General features: G+C 65.9%; 13 protein-coding genes and 1 other RNA gene. 9 read left to right on the top strand and 5 right to left on the bottom strand.

Going from position 1 to position 17363, the window contains the following annotated elements; translation table 11 throughout:
* Positions 1–8 precede the first annotated feature (8 nt).
* Positions 9–1103 (bottom strand): FIST C-terminal domain-containing protein, encoded by a 1095-nt coding sequence (locus QGV54_RS18525; protein WP_281019167.1) that lies wholly within the window; start codon positions 1101–1103, stop codon positions 9–11.
* A gap of 93 nt (positions 1104–1196) precedes the next feature.
* Between QGV54_RS18525 and QGV54_RS18520 the strand changes: the two genes are divergently transcribed.
* On the top strand, positions 1197–1328 hold the full coding sequence (locus QGV54_RS18520) for a hypothetical protein (RefSeq protein ID WP_281019168.1): 132 nt from the start codon (positions 1197–1199) through the stop codon (positions 1326–1328).
* A gap of 44 nt (positions 1329–1372) precedes the next feature.
* Positions 1373–1810, top strand: a complete 438-nt coding sequence (locus QGV54_RS18515) for a BLUF domain-containing protein (RefSeq protein ID WP_281019169.1) — start codon at positions 1373–1375, stop codon at positions 1808–1810.
* Between the two features lie 32 nt (positions 1811–1842).
* Here QGV54_RS18515 and QGV54_RS18510 read toward each other — a convergent pair whose 3' ends face one another.
* On the bottom strand, positions 1843–3849 hold the full coding sequence (locus QGV54_RS18510; protein ID WP_281019170.1) for a TRAP transporter fused permease subunit: 2007 nt from the start codon (positions 3847–3849) through the stop codon (positions 1843–1845).
* Positions 3850–4006: 157 nt separating this feature from the next.
* Positions 4007–5170, bottom strand: coding sequence for a TAXI family TRAP transporter solute-binding subunit (locus tag QGV54_RS18505; RefSeq protein WP_281019171.1), 1164 nt, complete (start codon positions 5168–5170; stop codon positions 4007–4009).
* A 189-nt stretch (positions 5171–5359) separates the two neighbouring features.
* Between QGV54_RS18505 and QGV54_RS18500 the strand changes: the two genes are divergently transcribed.
* The 3 genes from QGV54_RS18500 to QGV54_RS18490 all read left to right on the top strand — a co-directional run bounded on the left by QGV54_RS18500 (position 5360) and on the right by QGV54_RS18490 (position 9093).
* Positions 5360–6277 carry an NAD(P)-dependent oxidoreductase gene (locus QGV54_RS18500; RefSeq protein ID WP_348638766.1) on the top strand — a complete coding sequence of 306 codons (918 nt, stop codon included), beginning with the start codon at positions 5360–5362 and terminating at the stop codon, positions 6275–6277.
* Between the two features lie 90 nt (positions 6278–6367).
* Positions 6368–7678 (top strand): aromatic ring-hydroxylating dioxygenase subunit alpha, encoded by a 1311-nt coding sequence (locus QGV54_RS18495; protein ID WP_281019172.1) that lies wholly within the window; start codon positions 6368–6370, stop codon positions 7676–7678.
* Positions 7679–7680: 2 nt separating this feature from the next.
* The gene (locus tag QGV54_RS18490) at positions 7681–9093 is read left to right on the top strand and encodes a glutamine synthetase family protein (RefSeq protein ID WP_281019173.1); all 1413 of its coding nucleotides are present in this window, start codon (positions 7681–7683) and stop codon (positions 9091–9093) included.
* A gap of 139 nt (positions 9094–9232) precedes the next feature.
* Here QGV54_RS18490 and QGV54_RS18485 read toward each other — a convergent pair whose 3' ends face one another.
* Entirely contained in the window at positions 9233–10375 is a 1143-nt protein-coding gene (locus tag QGV54_RS18485) for an iron-containing alcohol dehydrogenase (RefSeq protein ID WP_281019174.1), read from the bottom strand.
* 157 nt (positions 10376–10532) lie between these two features.
* Between QGV54_RS18485 and QGV54_RS18480 the strand changes: the two genes are divergently transcribed.
* The gene (locus QGV54_RS18480; protein WP_281019175.1) at positions 10533–11927 is read left to right on the top strand and encodes a 4-hydroxyphenylacetate 3-hydroxylase N-terminal domain-containing protein; all 1395 of its coding nucleotides are present in this window, start codon (positions 10533–10535) and stop codon (positions 11925–11927) included.
* 74 nt (positions 11928–12001) lie between these two features.
* Positions 12002–12396, top strand: an RNA gene (rnpB, locus tag QGV54_RS18475) — RNase P RNA component class A.
* Positions 12397–12804: 408 nt separating this feature from the next.
* Here the strand turns inward: rnpB and QGV54_RS18470 are convergent.
* Entirely contained in the window at positions 12805–14880 is a 2076-nt protein-coding gene (locus tag QGV54_RS18470) for a hydantoinase/oxoprolinase family protein (protein ID WP_281019176.1), read from the bottom strand.
* A 214-nt stretch (positions 14881–15094) separates the two neighbouring features.
* On the opposite strand from QGV54_RS18470, the gene QGV54_RS18465 reads away from it, so the two are divergent.
* Both QGV54_RS18465 and QGV54_RS18460 read left to right on the top strand, forming a co-directional pair.
* Positions 15095–15994 (top strand): DMT family transporter, encoded by a 900-nt coding sequence (locus tag QGV54_RS18465; RefSeq protein WP_281019177.1) that lies wholly within the window; start codon positions 15095–15097, stop codon positions 15992–15994.
* A 158-nt stretch (positions 15995–16152) separates the two neighbouring features.
* Positions 16153–17355: an acyl-CoA dehydrogenase family protein gene (locus tag QGV54_RS18460; protein ID WP_281019178.1), complete on the top strand. Its 1203-nt coding sequence runs from the start codon at positions 16153–16155 to the stop codon at positions 17353–17355.
* The last annotated feature ends 8 nt before the right edge of the window (positions 17356–17363 follow it).

Below are 17363 nucleotides of genomic sequence, written 5' to 3'. Positions count from 1 at the left end.
GCCCGGGCTTAGAGGAACAGCGACAGCACACCCGTGTAGGCATAGAGGCGGCTGTTTGCGATCTCGCCATTGCCGAAGAAGCCGATCAGCGGCAGGTCGGGGAAGCGTTCCCGGATCATCGCGGCCTCGGTGCGCTGGTCATCGAACAGGTTCGGGCCGCGGCCAAGGCAACTGAAGTAGAGGCCGCCGCGCGGCGTGGCCCCGCCCGTGCGCTGTTCCAGCGTGTCCAGCATCCGTTCCATGTCCGCCACGGCTGCTGCACCGTCGCGGCGGCAGAACATGAGCCGCTGCCCGACCGTGACCTCCTCCGCCACCGCCACCAGGCCGTGCTGCGGATCGACGCCCGCGATCTCCCGCACCAGATAGTCGCCGCTGTCCTGACCCGCCGGAGCAAGTCCGGCAAAGATGAAGCCGGGTATCCGGTCCAGGTTGCGCGACAGGATCTCGCCGATGTCCTGCCGGAAGAGCTCGAATGCCGGACGGCCATCCAGCTCGATGGCGATGTTGCGTTCCGCCCGCGTGATCTCCCGCGCCGGACCGATCGGGGTGCATCCCTGGGTGAGGGCCGTGACGACGGGAACCTGATCGGAGAAGACGATACCTGCCGGTCCCCCGGTCGTCAGGGTCTTCGCCATCACCGGGTTCGGACCCCGGGAGGCGGCAAGACCGCCAACCCAGTAGCCTCCCGGCTGCTGCTCCAGCACCCGCAGGCTCTCCCGCAGCTCGGGCTGGCCCGGATCCGCATGGGCCACGCCGAACCATGGCATGAAGGGGGGCGGCGAAACACCGTCCGGGCGCAGCAGATGTGAAGCCCCCTCCGCGACCGACGTCAGCATCACGGCGATGGCGGGGTGATCGAAGAACTGCTGGTCATTTGCCAGAATGCCGATCCCCGCCGTACCCACCCAGTCGCCGATGCCGGTGCGGCCCCGCAGCACGGTGAGGATACCCTGGGCGTCGCCGGAGAAATGGTCGGACAGATAGACGAAGCCGGGACCACTGTGCGCCAGGTCCGTGTCGATCATGTCGAGACACTGTCCCAGCGCAGTGCGCCAGTCGGCGTCCGCGCCCCATCCCGTCTGAAAGCGATCCGTCATGTCCATGGGTGCATTTCTGGACGTGACAGTCGCCGCACACAAGGGAAGTTCACGCTGATGCGCATTTTCTTAAGACCCGAGAAGCGATAGTTTCGCGAAATGAAGCGCACAGGTGTCATCTGCGTCCTGCTGATCGGCCTCGCCCTGCTGACAGGTTGCGAAGCCCTGCGTGTGAAGCTGGACGGCGGCAGCCAGTCCGGCGTGGACTGGGCGGTTGGCGTCAGATTCTGACGCCTTGTGCCGGATGCACTGCCAATCCGACGGTCTGGGGACAAATGAACCGGAAGACAATACGTCGTCTGATCTACTTCTCGTCAGCGACAAAGACGATGAGCACCTCCGAACTGGACAGCCTGCTTGGCCAGAGTCGCCACAACAATCTGCGCGACGGTCTGACGGGTCTGCTGCTCTATGGCGACGGTTCCTTCATGCAGATTCTGGAAGGGCCGGAGGAGGCGGTTGACTGCACCTACCAGCGTCTTCTGGATGATCCGCGCCACCGTCGGCTGATGAAGGTGGACGATGTCCAGTGCGACGCGCGTCTCTTCGGCAACTGGTCGATGGCCTTCCGGAGGCTAGATCCCGGAGAGAGCCTCGAAGGCTTCGTGCAGTTGCGGCGGTCCGTGCTGGAGGACAGCGGCTGCCGCAGCTCAGGCGGCATGCCCGAGTACATGGTGCGCAACTTCCTCGCCTCGATCCCCGAGACGCGCTGATCCCCCCGACTGATGGTTTCGTCAGGCGCTCATCACCCCATGGCGGCCGCCTTGCGCCCGCCCAGGAACGCCACGGCAACCCCGGGTGCGGCGACCACCAGCGCGATCAGGCTGAGTTCGGTGTGGCTGAACCCGATCATCTCCCCGCCCGGCGCGGCAAAGATCAGTCCGCCGACGAACAGGCTGGCGCGCCCGATGACCCCAAGCAGACCGCCGCCCAGCCGTCCGACGCCGAACAGGTAGCCCTGCAGCGCCGCCGCGACCATCAGGATACCGATCACCGCGGTGACGCAGACGACGATGACTTCCAGCGTCCCGGCATTGCCCAGCAGGGCCGGATTGAAGACGAAGAAGAACGGGATGAAATAGATGATGGAACCGATCCGCATGGCCTCGAAACCGGTCTGCATCGGTTCCGACCTGGCGACGGAGGCGGCGGCAAAGGCGGCCAGCGCCACCGGCGGCGTGATGAAGGAAAGCATGCCCCAGTAGAGCAGGAACATGTGCACGCTCATCGGATCCAGGCCCGCCGTGATCAGCGCCGGGGCCAGGATGATGGCCAGGAAGATGTACGCCGCGGTCACGGTCATGCCGATACCCAGGATGAAACTCGTCACCGCACCCATCAGCAGCAGCACAAGCGGATGTCCGCCCGCCAGGTAGACCAGATCATTGGTCAGCGTGCCGGTCATGCCGGTCGCCTGCAGCGCGCCGACGATCAGGCCGACGGCAGCCAGCAGACTGGCCAGTTCCGCCAGCAGGCAGCCGGTGGCATAGACGAACTGCTTCAGCTTCAGCCAGGTCAGGCGGTGCTTCGGGTTGAACTGGTTGATGATCAGCAGCAGCGCGGTGGCGTAGAACGGGGCCTGCGCCTCCCGCTTCATGTAGATCAGCATGAAGATCAGCAGGGCGAAGACAAACAGGTAATACCACCCCTCGATCATCACCCTGCGGACGGAGGGCAGCTCGGCGCGTGGCAGACCCTTCAGCTGCTTCTCCGCCGCATAGGCGTCGATCTGCATGAACAGGCCGAGATAGTAGAGCAGCGACGGGATGGCGGCAGCCAGCGCCACGTCGATGTAGCGGACCTGCAGGAAGTCTGCCATCACGAAGGCCGTCGCCCCCATGATCGGCGGCATCATCACGCCACCGGTGGAGGCACAGGCCTCGATCGCGCCCGCGGTCTTCGACCGGATACCGATGCGTTTCATCGCCGGAATGGTGAGCGATCCTGTCGTCAGGACATTGGTCACCGGCCCGCCGGACATGGAACCGAAGAGGCCGGAGGAGAAGATCGCCACCTTCGCCGGGCCGCCGCGCACATGGCCCAGCAGGGCAAAGGCAAAGCTGATGAAGAACTGTCCGGCACCGGTATAGATCAGCGCCACGCCGAACAGCAGGAAGCCGAAGACCAGCAGCGCGAAGGCCTTCATCGGAATACCGAGGTAACTCTCCTCGGAGAACATGTGGAACGCCGCCGTGTCCAGGAACGGGCGGCTCAGACCGGACACCACCTGCGGCACCTGGTCGGCATAGATGGGATAGAGCGAGATCACCAGAACGATGAAGAAGACGGCGGGACCGCCGGCACGGCGCCCGGCCTCCATGATCACCGCCCACATGACCACACTGACCCACATGCCGTGCAGGGGGGCCGCATATTCCCAGGCTTCCAGCAGGATCGCCTCGGCATACCAGACGTAATAGCAGGTCAGGCCGAGGGTCAGGATCATCAGGGCAATGTCGTAGAGCGGCACCTTCGACCTGGAGGACCGCTTGAAGCCCGGCAGCACGATGAAGACCATCGAGATCATGATGCCGCCGACCAGATAGAGGTAGCGGTTGTCGACCAGCGCCTTGCCGATCAGGGTCTGCAGCACCTCCAGCGCGAACATGCGGTCGATGGCGATCAGCATGGCGATGCTGGTCATGGCGGAGATGATGCCCAGCCAGACCGGACCCAGCGTGCGGTAGCGGCTGGCCTCGCGATCATCGATCTCTTCGGGCTGCGTGGACGGATTCGTGGCGCTGTCGGACATGGGAACCCCCAAAACGATCTGGCCCAAAATGATCTGGGCAGGACGGGCAGCAGGGTCAGGTAGAGGAAGGGCCGGCGCGGCGGATGCGATGCCGGCCGGCCCCTGCTGGTCTCATGCCGGCACCAGCGGTGCCGGGTCGTCGTCTCAGGCGATCAGATCACCAGGTCTCAAAGATCGTGATCATGCCCGCGGCCTCCAGCGCATCGAAACGCGCCTTCATCCAGCCGGTATTGAACGCGTCGTCATCCGACGGGGCATTCGCGGTATAGGCGGCCCAGGCATCCTGCAGCACCTTCTGCCGGGCCATGTTCTTGTCCTGGTTGGCCTGAGCGCCGTCGGTCCACTTGCCGATTTCCTTGTAGTACTTGATGGCACCGGGGTGGAACGGCAGGAACACATGCTCCAGCTTCTGACGCTCCCAGGCCCAGCCGTTCGCGCCCGGCGCGGAGGCCTTGTAGTCGTCATAATGCTCGTACATCGCCTTGGTCATGTTGTAGGCGAGATCGTCGCTGGCCTGCGTCGTGCCGACCAGGATCGGATAGGCCGTGCCGACACCTTCATAGCCTTCGGCGGGAACGGCGGCACCCTGCATGCACTTGTGCGGGAAGTACCACGGCACCACCGCATTCAGCCGCTTCCAGCCTTCGGTGTCGGCATGGGGCTGCGGCGGGTGGACCAGGCCACGCGGGCTGGCCTCCAGCTTGACCATGGAGGTGGAGAAGGTCGCACCCTCGGCGGCGTCATTGTCGCCGTTGATGATGCTGTCGATGGAAGCGCCGTAGCCGCCGACTTCCACCTTCTGCACGTCATCCCAGGTCATGCCGGCATGGGCCAGCATGGCCTCGACAGCCTTGTTCAGCGCCGGGGCACCCTGCACCCAGGAAACCCGCTTGCCCTTCAGGTCGGCCATGGTCTTGACGCCGGTATCGGCGGCCACGGCCATGGAAACGGCACAGCCGTCAGCCACATTGTGCAGCAGCAGGCGGATCGGCTGCGGTCCCCAGTTGCGGTTGCCGAAGGTATAGACGGCTTCCTGCGCGTAGACGCTGTCCGACCCGGTGGCGGAGAACTGGGCAACGCCCTTCACCAGCGGAGTCAGGCGGGACACGTCGTTCTTGCCCGGCAGCACCCGCAGGTTCACGCCGTAGGTGTTCTTCAGCACCGAGCCGATGCCCACCGCCTGATTGTAACCGGACGTACCCGTGTTGTAGGCGGTCCAGACAAGCGTCTTCGGCAGGTTGATCTCAGCCGTCGCGGCCTGTGCCGCAAGGGCCACGGCCGCAGCAGCGGCAGCAGGCGCAATTCTCTTCCAGATTGACATGATTGGTTTCTCCCCGTTCCGGTTTCTTTCCGCCCCTGCAGGAGACGGCTTTTTCTTTACCTAGGGAAAAGGTTATGCGACCTCCACAAGATTGAACAGACCAGAATTCCATCATCAATAGTTCGGACTGCCGATGGTCTCCGGTGCCGATTCCATCCGGCTACGGAACGGGTTAGGTTCGGAAACCTGTTGGGGGGGGAGAGAAACGCGATGCCGCAGACTGACATCAGCCATATCGGATTCATCGGACTCGGCGTGATGGGGGAGGCCATGTGCCGGAACCTCGTGCGCAAGGGTCCCTGGAAGGTCACCGCCTTCGACCTGGATCCCGAACCCCTGGAGCGGCTGGGCGAAGACGGTGCCGCGACCGCCCGGTCCGTGGCGGAGCTGATGGCGGCGGCCGATGTGGTCATCACCTGTCTTCCGGGCGGCGAGCAGGTCCGCAAGCTGGTGCTCGGGGCCGACGGCCTGGTCAGCCTGGTCCGTGCCGGGCAGATCCTGATCGACATGTCGACGTCCCAGCCGACGCTGATGCGGGAGATCGCGACGGCGGTGGCCGAGCAGGGTGCACGTTTCGCCGACGCCCCGATCGCCCGCACCCGTCAGGCCGCCGCCGACGGCACGCTGGCGATCATGGTCGGTGCCGCGGATGACCTGTTTCAGACGATCCGGCCGGTCCTGGCCACCATGGGCTCCGACATCGAGCATTGCGGCGAGGTCGGCTCCGGCCAGGTCATCAAGATCATGAACAACATGGTGCTGTTTCAGACCGTCCTGGCACTCGGTCAGGCCGTCGCCATCGCCGAGAAGGCGGGGGTTTCCGGCAAGGTGCTGCTGGATACGATGATGAAGGGCTCCGGCGACAGTTTCGCGCTGCGCAATCACGGGGTGAAGGCCATCCTGGCCGATACCTATCCGGAGAAATCCTTCTCCGTCCGCTATGCCGCGAAGGACCTGTCCTACGCGCTGGAAATGGCGGAGGAATTCGGCGTCCGCGCGCCGGGGGGCGAGACGGTGGCCCGGATGTTCGACGAAGCCATCGCCAATGGTGACGGCGACCGCTACTTCCCCGTGATGCGCCGCATCCTGGATGTCACCGACACCTGAAACCGGTCTGATCCGGGCAGCGTCGCCATCGACAGCGGGGCACCGATGCTGGCAGTCTGACGTCACAGAGATGTTTCATGAGTGTCCGCCATGATGAGTCAGAAGAACAATGACCTGATCACCCGCATCGGGCCGGGGACTGCGGCTGGGGCCTTGCTGCGCCAGTACTGGCAACCGGTGGCGCTGGCGGACGAACTGATGAGCGCGCGCCCCGTGGTGCCGGTGACGGTGCTGGGGGAGCGGCTGGTGCTGTTCCGCGACGCGGACGGCACCCTGGGGCTGATCGGGCGGCACTGTCCGCATCGCGGGGCCGACCTGGCCTATGGACGGCTGGAGGATGGCGGCCTGCGCTGTCCCTTCCACGGCTGGCTGTTCGACTGCACCGGCCAGTGCCTGGAACAGCCCGCCGAGCCCGACGACAGCATCATGCACCGGCATGTGCGGGCCGTGAACTACCCGGTGGTGGCGCTGAACGGAGCCATCTTCGCCTGGATGGGGGGTGGTGAACCGCCCGCCCTGCCGGCGCTGGACTGCTTCGGCGCGCCGGACAGTCATGTCTTTGCCTTCAAGGGTCTGTGGGACTGCAACTGGCTGCAGGCGCTGGAGGTCGGGATCGACCCGGCGCACGCGTCGTTCCTGCACCGGTTCCTGGAGGACGAGGACCCGGCGGAGGGCTATGGCAAGCAGTTCCGGGACTCGGTCGCGGACAGCGAGATCCCGATGACCCGGCTGCTGCGCGACTATCCGCGCCCCGAACTGAGGATCGAGGACACGGATCACGGCATGCGGCTGACGGCGCTGCGCCACATGGAGGACGGGCGGACCCATGTGCGGGTCACCAACCAGATCTTCCCGCAGGCCATCGTCATCCCGATGTCGAACGAGATGACGATCACCCAGTGGCATGTGCCGGTGGATGACGTGAGCTGTTACTGGTTCTCCATGTTCACCAGCTTCGCCCGGCCCGTGGACAAGGCGGTGATGCGGGAACAGCGCATGAAACAGCATCGCCTGCCGGACTATCGCCCGATCACCGGTGCGGGCAGCAACTATGGCTTCGATGCCGACGAACAGGTGCGGGAGACCTACACCGGCATGGGCCACGACATCAACGTGCACGACCAGTGGGCGGTGGAATCGATGGGCCGCATACAGGACCGGCGGCAGGAGCATCTGGGCAAGTCCGATGTCGGGATCGTGCGCTATCGCCGCCTGCTGCGCGATGCGATCCGCAAGGTGGAGGCCGGTGAGGAGGTGCCGTTCCGGGAAAGCCAGACCCGCCGGAGCGGCCCCGTCGCCGTCGACAGCATCTGCGCCACCGAAAGCTGGGAACGGCAATGGCGTGACTTCGACACCACCCGGCGGGCAGCCTGCCCCTGGCCCGCGACACTTGGGGCCTGAGCGTGAACGACGTGGCGCTGCCGGAAGGCGCGGAGGCCGTTCTGGCGGAGGTCCGGGAAAAGGGTGTGGAGACCGTCCGCATCAGCTTCACCGACCAGCACGGCATCCTGCGCGGCAAGGCCCTGCCCGCCAGCGCCCTGGAGAGCGCCTTTCGCAGCGGCGTCACCATGACCTCGACCCTGCTGCTGAAGGACACGTCCCACCGCACGGTCTTCCCCGTCTGGGGTGATGATGCGGGGTTTGGCGCGGGCGTCCTGACCGGCGCGGGCGATGTCATCATGCGGCCCGACCCGGAGAGCTTCCGGGCGCTGCCTTGGTCGCCGCACTCCGCCTGGATGCTGGCGGACATTCACCTGGCCGACGGTGACCCGTTCCCCTTCAGTCCCCGGCACCTGCTGCAGGCGGCCGTACAGCGGCTGGCAGACCGGAACATGCGCCTCGTCACCGGGCTGGAACTGGAGTTTCACGTCTTCCGCATCACCGGTCCCCGCCTCGCCCATACGGATACCGGGATGCCCCCGGCGGCGCCGGAGACGGAGCTTCTGGCGCACGGCTACCAGTACCTGACAGAGGACCGTTACGCCCAGCTGGAGCCGGTGATGGACATGCTGCGTCGCGCGGCGGAGGGTCTGAAGCTGCCGGTCCGGTCCATGGAGGTGGAGTTCGGGCCGGGACAGTTCGAGTTCACCTTCGATCCCGCCGACGCGCTCACCCATGCCGACAACATGATCCTGTTCCGCGCCATGGCGAAGCAGGTCTGTCGGCAGCAGGGGCTGCATGCCACCTTCATGACCCGGCCCCAGCTGGCCAACGGCATGGCCAGTGGCTGGCACCTGCACCAGTCGCTGGTGGACCGGTTGAGCGGCCAGAACCTGTTCATGACCCGCCCGGACGGATCAATGTCAGCCATCGCCAGCGCCTGGATCGCCGGGCTGCTGGATCATGCGGCGGCGACCTGCCTGCTCTCCACCCCGACCGTGAATGGCTACAAGCGCTATCAGAATGCGTTTCAGCTTGCCCCGGACCGGATCGCCTGGGGACGCGACAACAAGGGCACCATGCTGCGGACACTGATGGGCACCAATGACACCGCGAGCCGGGTGGAGAACCGCGTGGCCGAGGCGGCGGCGAACCCCTATCTGCACATGGCCTCGCAGATCCTCGCCGGACTGGACGGGGTGGAACGCGGGCTGGAAGCCGGTCCGCCCGTCACCCGTCCCTACGAGAGCGATGCCCCTGCCCTGCCCCGGAACCTGGGTGCCGCGCTGGAGACCTTTCAGGCCAGTCCCTTCATCGACGCGGCCTTCGGTGACGGTTTCAACCGCTATTTCAGCACCATCAAGCGTGCCGAATGGGACCGCTTCCTCGCCACCGTCACGGACTGGGAACAGCGCGAGTACTTCTCGATCTTCTGAGGCTTTCAGGGGCGCGAGTCCGTAGCGGCGGCGGGCTGGACGACCCGGCCAACCCCAGCCCGGTGCCCGGGTTTGCGGCACCAGCGGTGGTTACTGGAGACGGCGGGCTGGCCGACCCGGCCAACCCCAGCCTGCCTGCTCAGGAGTCCCCCATTGCATCCCGATAGAGTTCGGCGAAGCCGGCTTCGTCGACCGGGCGGGCGTTGGTGGCGCGGGTGGGGTCGTCCAGGGCGTGTTCGATCATGCCGGGCACCATCTCGTCGGTGATGCCCATCTCGCGCAGGTTGGCGGGCAGGCCGATGCGGGCGTTCAGTTCCTCGATGGCCTTGTCCAGCGGCGCGCCGTCGGGCAGGCCCATGGCCTTGCGCATCCGCTCTTCCTTGTCGCCCAGCACCGGCTGGTTGTAGCGCAGGCAGGCGGGCAGGCAGACAGCGTTCAGGGTGCCGTGATGCAGGTTCAGCTCCCGGATGCGGCCCGCTGCATGGCTCATGGCATGGACAGCACCCAGGCCCTTGGTGAAGGCCAGCGCGCCCTCCGCAGCCGCGATCATCATCTGCTTGCGGCCTTCCCGGTCCTCCCCGTTGGCAACCACGCTCTCCAGGTGTCCCTGGCCCACGGCGCGCCACAGGCCGTCGATGCCGATGGCTTCCGCCGCCGGGTTCTCCGTCGGACTCATCACCGCTTCCATCAGATGGGTGACGGCATCCATGCCGGTGGCGGCGGTCAGGCGGGGCGGCAGGCCGACCGTCAGTTCCGGATCGCACAGGGCCACCTTCGCAAGCATGTTCGGGCTGCTGAAGATCAGCTTGCGCCCGTCTTCCGTGATGATCACCGCGCCGCGGCTGACCTCCGACCCGGTGCCGGAGGTGGTGGGGATCGCGATCATCGGGGCGCAGGCACCGATCTTCGCCATCCCTCCGGTCATGACATTGTAGTCGATCAGCGGCTCCGGATGCGTCGCCAGCAGGGCGACGCCCTTCGACAGGTCCATGGATGACCCCCCGCCGAGCGCGATGATGCCGTCGCAGTCATTCTCCCGGTACAGCGCCAGCGCATCCTTCACCGCCGTCTCGGTCGGATTTTCCGGCGTGCCGTCATACAGCGTCACCTGCACATCGTTGGGGATCCGCCCCCTGATCCGGTCCGCGATACCCAGATCCACCAGACCCTTGTCGGTGCAGATCAGCGGCCGCCGGATCCCGAGGGTCGCCAGCGTCTCCGCCAGCATGTCGATGGCCCCGTGCTCGATGTGACACTGGTTGAAGAATGTGATGATGGCCAAGTGAAAATCCTCCCCTGCGGTGATGCGGGGAGTGTGCACCGCCAGTCAGCCCCCCCGCAACGGCAATCCTGCCATCGCCCAGCCCGTCTTGACGCAACGGCACCGGCTGTCACGATAGGCGCCATGCAACGCAATGATCGGGGAGGATCTCGCAGCCATGATGACGGGTGAGGAATACAAGGCATCGCTGAACGACGGTCGGGCGACCTATTTCGAGGGGCGCCGGGTCGATGACATCATGGCCGACAAGCTGATGGCGGAATCGGCGGAGGTCATCGCGAAGGGCTATGACCTGCTCTACCAGCCGGGTGCCGACGCGAAGAGTCCGCTCATGGACATCCCGCGTTCGGCGGAGGAACTGAAGGCACGGCTGCCGCTGCTGAGTTCCGTCGATATCGTGGCCAATACCACCAACCAGTCGATCATGACCCTGATGACCGCAGCCGGGCGCATCGGCGGGGAGCATCCGGAATATGCGGAGCGCATCCAGGCCTGGGTCGAGGACGCACAGGCCCGCGACATCCGCATCACCGAATGCATTACCGACGGCAAGGGCGACCGGTCGCTCAGCCCCGGAAAGCAGCCGGATCCGGACGCCTATACCCGCGTGGTGGAGCGCCGCAGTGACGGCGTGGTCATTCGTGGCGCCAAGCTGCACATCACCGGTGCCTCTCTGGGGCATGAGACCATGGTGATCCCGACCAAGGCGATGAAGCCCGGCGAGGAAGACTATGCCATCGCCTGCGCCGTGCCGGTCAACGCGCCGGGGGTGAAGATCGTCAATACCTCCTATGCGCCGCGGCACGAGGATGACCGGGTGTTTCCGGTCAGCCGCCAGAACCACATGCCGGAAGGCTTCGTCATCTTCGATGATGTCTTCGTGCCGACAGAGCGGATCTTCCTGAACGGCGAGGTCAAGCACGCCGGGCAGTTCGCCCATTCACTGGGCCTGTGGGAACGGCTGGGCGGCCTGACCTTCATGTCCAACGAGGCGGATGAGCTGGTCGGTTTCGCGCAGCTGATCGCGGAGGCCAACGGGCTGGAGAAGGTCGGGCACGTGCGCGAGAAGATCTCGGAGATGATCATCCATGCCACGCTGATCCGCGCCTCGCTGGAAGCGGCCATCGCCAACTGCACCATCGGTGACAATGGCGCGGCGTTCCCGTCGGAACTGTTCACCAATGCCGGCAAGTACCAGGCGGCGACCCAGTACAACCTGATGTGCCGTCACCTGCATGACATCTCCGGCGGCTCGGTGCTGACCGCGCCCGGGATCTCGGACCTGGAGAACAACGAGGTCGGGCCGCTGATCCGCAAGTACATGTCGGCCAGCCCCAACGTCGATGGCGAGACCCGCATCAAGCTGTTCCACGCCATCCGCGACCTGACCGCCGATGCCATGGGCGGCTGGCGCTATGTCACCAACATCCAGGCCGGTGGCGGTCTCTACGCCCAGCGCATCGTGACGCGGAAGCACTACGACATGGAGGGCGCCAAGCGGAAGGCCCTGCATGCCGCCAAGATGCTGCCGGAGGGCGAGGCGGCGGAATAGGGCGACCTCTACCTACCGTACCGGAAAGCCAGATTGATTGACCCCGCCTGCCCGGCGGGGTTAAGTCCCGCGCGTCAGGTGGCTGGATGACCGCTGTCGTGCCGCAAGGCGCGGTGGAGGAAAGTCCGGGCTCCACGGAGAATCGGTGCCGGGTAACGCCCGGCGGGGGCGACCCCAGGGAAAGTGCCACAGAGAACAGACCGCCCGTGGCGACACGGGCAAGGGTGAAACGGTGCGGTAAGAGCGCACCGCGGCGGCGGCAACGTCGCTGGCAGGGTAAACCCCACCGGGAGCAAGACCGAATAGGGATGGCTGGATGTCATGCCGCAAGGCAGAGGCAGCAGGGCGCTCCGGCCCGCCGTCCGGGTTGGTTGCACGAGGCATCCGGCGACGGGTGTCCCAGATGAATGGTCATCCAGTTCCCGGCAACGGGAACGGACAGAACCCGGCTTACAGGCCACCTGACGTTCTTCTTCCCGCGCATCTGGATCACTGTCAGACGCCGACGCGGCACAGTGGGTACCCGGGTCAGGCCCGGGCACGGCGTCTGTGGGGTGGGAGATTTCAGTTAGATCGCTCACCCCTCCCCCACGCCGCTCGCGGACTTGATCCGCGAGCCCGGTCTCCCAGGCTTGCCCAGCGCTGCTGGGTACCCGGGTCAAGCCCGGGTACGGCGTGGGGAAGATGGCATTGCCAGTGGGTCACCTGACCAACACCCATCACGGCACCCGCGGACTTGATCCGCGGGTCCAGCTCTCGGCAAGGCATTGAACCAGGTTGCGCGGAGGCAGCCGCGCCTGCTCACCAACGTCAGCGCGGTACACCGGGTACCCGGGTCGAACCCGGGTATGGCGTCAGCGGAGTGGTGGCGGCTGGATCAGTCCTGGCCGCCCGGGACGATGGCGAGGCTGCCGGAGGGGCGGCGGCTGACGGTGGCGTCGGGGCCGACGACGACCGTGGTGAAGGAATTCTCCACGATCACGGGACCCGCCACCGGCTCATCGACCTTCAGCGAATCGAAGCTGCGGATCGCCGTGTCCAGCCAGCCGCCTGCACCGAACCAGGCCTTGCGGCTGGGCTGTTCGCCGGTTCCCGCCGCCGTGTCGGACAGGCTGGCGATACCGCCTTCGCGGAGCGTGCAGCTGACACGGGCCGACCAGCCAATGACCTCGATCTCCGATTCCGCGTCCTTGATGGCGAAGACTTCCTCATGCGCGGCATGGAAGTCCTCCACCAGCTGCCGCACATCGGCCTCGGAGCCGAAGCTGTCACCGCGCAGCGGCACCTCGATCTCCCAGACCTGGTGCGGATAGCGCGCCTCCGCCATGTAGGTGATCTCCGTCCGGACGGCCCCGGCCCCCGCACCGCTGGCGAAGGCCTCGCAACGGGCCTTCAGATCCGCCAGCACCGCATTGACACCGTCGCGGTCGAAGTCGGCGGAGGTGGTGAACAGGGTGGCCCGCGCGTCCGACATCAGGTCGGACATCAGCGCGCCGCCCGCCGAAAGGGCGGCACCCACGTCCGGGATCAGCACCATGGGACAGCCGAGGCGGGCGCCGATCCGCTCCGAGTTCAGGCCCGCCGCACCACCGCCGCCGATCAGCACAGCCTTGGCGGGGTCGATGCCCTGGTTGATGGTGATGTCCATGATCGCCTGCACCATGTTCTCCGTGGCGATGCGGACGATGGCCAGCGCCGCATCCTCCACCGACAGGTTCAGCCGACCCGCGAGACGGCTTTCGATGGCGGTGCGGGCAGCGGCGGCATCCAGCTTCATGCTGCCGCCCAGGAAGAAGTCGGGATCGACGTAACCCAGCACGACACAGGCGTCGGTCAGCGTCGGTTCGGTGCCGCCATTGCCATAGGCGGCCGGACCCGGCACTGCGGAGGCCGACTGCGGCCCCACATGCAGCAGGCCGCCGTCATCGACCCAGGCGATGGAGCCGCCGCCCGCCCCGATGGAGCGCACGTCGACGGAGGGAAAGCCGGTCATGTGGCCACGATATTCGCCGCCGATCCAGGTCTCCCGCGTCCACGGAATCCGTCCACGGCGCACCAGGCTGAGGTCGTAGGTGGTGCCGCCGGTATCGGCAACGATGGCGGTCTCCGCCTGCGCATCCACGTCGGTGAAATGCCGGCCCGCGACCGGAGCCATGGACGGCCCGGAATTGATCAGATGCACCGGCGTCTCCGCCGCGTCCGCCGCGTCGATGACACCCGCGCCACTGGTCACGATCAGCACCCGGCCGTCGAACCCGGCTTCCTTCAGCCGCTGCGACAGGTTGCGCATGTAGGCCCCCATCAGGGGCTTCAGCGAGGCGTCGATGGCGGTGGAGGAGGCCCGGCGGTATTCGCGCAGCGACGGATTGAGCCGGTGCGACAGGGTGAAGGGAACGCCGGGCATGTGCTCCTCCAGCAGCTCCCCGATCCGCTTCTCGTGCGCGCCATTGACGATGGACCAGAGCAGGCAGACGGCCACGGCCTCCACACCCGCCGCCTTCATTTCCTGGATGATGGAGATGACCTGCGCCTCATCGAGGGGCGTCAGCACCTCTGCATCGGTATTGATGCGTTCATCGACTTCCCAGGTCAGGGACCGGGGCACATAGGGTTCCGGATAGGGGACGGTGAAGTTGAAGACGTCGGAACGCCCCCCTTCCCGCAGCACCAGGATGTCCGGGTGGCCGGTGGTGGTCAGGAAAGCGGTCTTCGCGGTATTGCCGGTGATGATGGCGTTGATCGCGCGGGTGGTGCCATGGATGAACAGGCTGCCCTGCGCCAGCAGTTCGCCCAGCGGCAGCCCCATGCCGTCGGCGGCAACCTGCAGGCTGTCGATGACGCCGCGAATCGGGTCATCCGGCGTCGTCGCGGCCTTGAACATGCGCAGGGTGCCGTCATCCTCCTCCACCAGCAGATCCGTGAAGGTTCCCCCCGTATCGACCGCAAATCGCATCGTTCCCGCTCTCCCGCGCTCCATCGCTTCGGGAATCGTCCCGAAACTACCGGACCAGACGGGAGCATCGGACGGCAGCGCTGACAAGATGGCACGATGGGCAATGCGCGCTGATACTGCAAAAGGTGCGCTGCCCGCACAGGTCAGCCGCCCCCGTCCCTGTCACACTGTCGAAAGGGGAAATGCATCAGGTTGCCGTGGGAGGGACCGGGAGATGAGCGAACTGAAGGTGAAGACACTTGCACCGCTGCCGATCGCCATGCTGGTCGCGGCGGCGCTGATCTACGGCCTGGTGTTTCCGTTCAACCAGCTGGCGTCGGAGGCCGGAGGGACATTCTTCGGCCATGCCTTCTGGCAGGTCTTCCTGGCGGGCATCGCCCTGTTCGTCATCGCCAATCTGCGGGGGCAGAGGGTACGTTTCGGCTGGCCCTGGTTCCGCGTCTATGTCGTCGTCGGGGCCTTCGGCTTCGGGCTGCCGATGGCACTGCTGACCTTCGTCGGCCCCAATCTGCCGACGGCCATCGTCTCGCTGGTGCTGGCGCTGTCGCCGACCTGCACCTATCTGGCCAGCATCCTGTTCCGCATCGACCGCCTGTCCGCCTTCGGCATTGTCGGCATCCTGCTCGGTTTCGCCGGGGTGGCGGTGGTGCTGGCCCCGGACAGCGCCATGCCCGGCACCGACGCGGTGACCTGGTTCCTGCTGGCGCTGATCGTGCCGGTGTTCCTGGCCATCGCCAACATCTCGGCCGCACTGCTGCGCCCGCCGGAAGCCACCTCGACGGCGATGGGTGCCGGGTTCCTGCTGGGCGCGGCGCTGTCGCTGCTGCCGCTGATGCTGCTGTTCAACCAGACCTATCTGCCGCTGAACACGGCCATCCTGCTCCCGACACTCGGTTCGGCAGCGGTGAACGCGGTCTTCATCATCCTGTTCGCGGAACTGGTACGGCGCTGGGGACCGACCTTCTTCGCCCAGTTCAACTATCTGGCCGTGGTCGCCGCCATCGGCTGGGCCGCGATCTTCTTCGGCGAACAGCCCGGCATCCACTCCCTGATTGCCCTGGCCCTGATGGCCACAGGCGTGATGATCTCGGAACTGCGCCACCGGAAGAAGTAGGCGGGAACCACACGAAGACTCCCGGCATCCCCAGCCATGCGAGACAAGCGTGGCCGGAATGGCCGTAGGGGCTGTGACATCGGAGCGAAGCCGTTTATGCTCCGCCGAACTTTGACGATGTTTCAACTTGAACAAGGGGGAGGATACCTATGGTCGCGATGTTCGAACAATCAGACCTGTCACGTGATCTGGCCGAACGCATCGAAGCGTTCATGGACGAGCACATCTATCCGAACGAGCAGCTCATGGATGACCAGCTCGCCGAGGGCGACCGCTGGCAGCCGATCCCGAAGTCGGAGGAGCTGAAGGCCATCGCCAAGGAGCAGGGCCTGTGGAACCTGTTCCTGCCGGAGAATCCCTATGGTTTCTCCATGTCCAACCTGGACTATGCGCCGCTGTGCGAGATCATGGGCCGTTCGCGTTACGCCTCGGAGATCTTCAACTGCTCCGCACCCGACACCGGCAACATGGAAGTGCTGGCCCGTTACGGCACCAAGGAGCATCAGGAGAAGTGGCTGAAGCCGCTGCTGGAAGGCGAGATCCGCTCCGCCTTCGCGATGACGGAGCCGGAGGTTGCCTCCTCCGACGCCACCAACATCGCCTGCCGCATCGAGCGTGATGGCGATGAATATGTCATCAACGGCCGCAAGTGGTGGACCTCTGGAATCGGCGATCCGCGCTGCAAGGTGCTGATCCTGATGGGCAAGACCGACCCGGACAACCCGGACCGCCACAAGCAGCAGTCCATGATCCTGGTGCCGCGCGATGCCAAGGGCGTGACCGTGAAGCGGATGCTGCCGGTGTTCGGCTATGACGACGCGCCGCACGGCCATGGCGAGGTGCTGTTCGAGAACGTGCGCGTTCCCGCCTCCGACATCCTGCTGGGTGAGGGCCGCGGCTTCGAGATCGCCCAGGGGCGGCTTGGCCCGGGACGTATCCATCACTGCATGCGCTCCATCGGCGTCGCCGAGCGTGCGCTGGAACTCACCATCAAGCGCCTGAAGTCCCGCGTGGCCTTCGGCAAGCCGGTGATCGAGCAGTCGGTCTGGCGGGAGCGGATCGCGGAGGCGCGGATCATGATCGATCAGTGCCGCCTGCATGTGCTCTACACCGCCTGGAAGATGGATACGGTCGGCAACAAGGAAGCCCGCAAGGAAATCGCGGGCATCAAGGTCTCCGTGCCGAACATGGCCTGCAAGATCACCGACTGGGCCATCCAGGCCCATGGCGCCGGTGGTGTCACCACCGACTTCGGTACGGCGAACATGTACGCCCACCAGCGCACCCTGCGTCTGGCGGACGGCCCGGATGAGGTGCATCGCGACCAGCTCGCCCGCCTCGAGATCCGTCGCTGGAACTGACCTGACGA

Source organism: Minwuia sp. IMCC3060, from assembly GCF_029909435.1.
GTDB lineage: Bacteria > Pseudomonadota > Alphaproteobacteria > Minwuiales > Minwuiaceae > Minwuia.
This window is presented reverse-complemented; position numbering and strand designations above follow the sequence as displayed.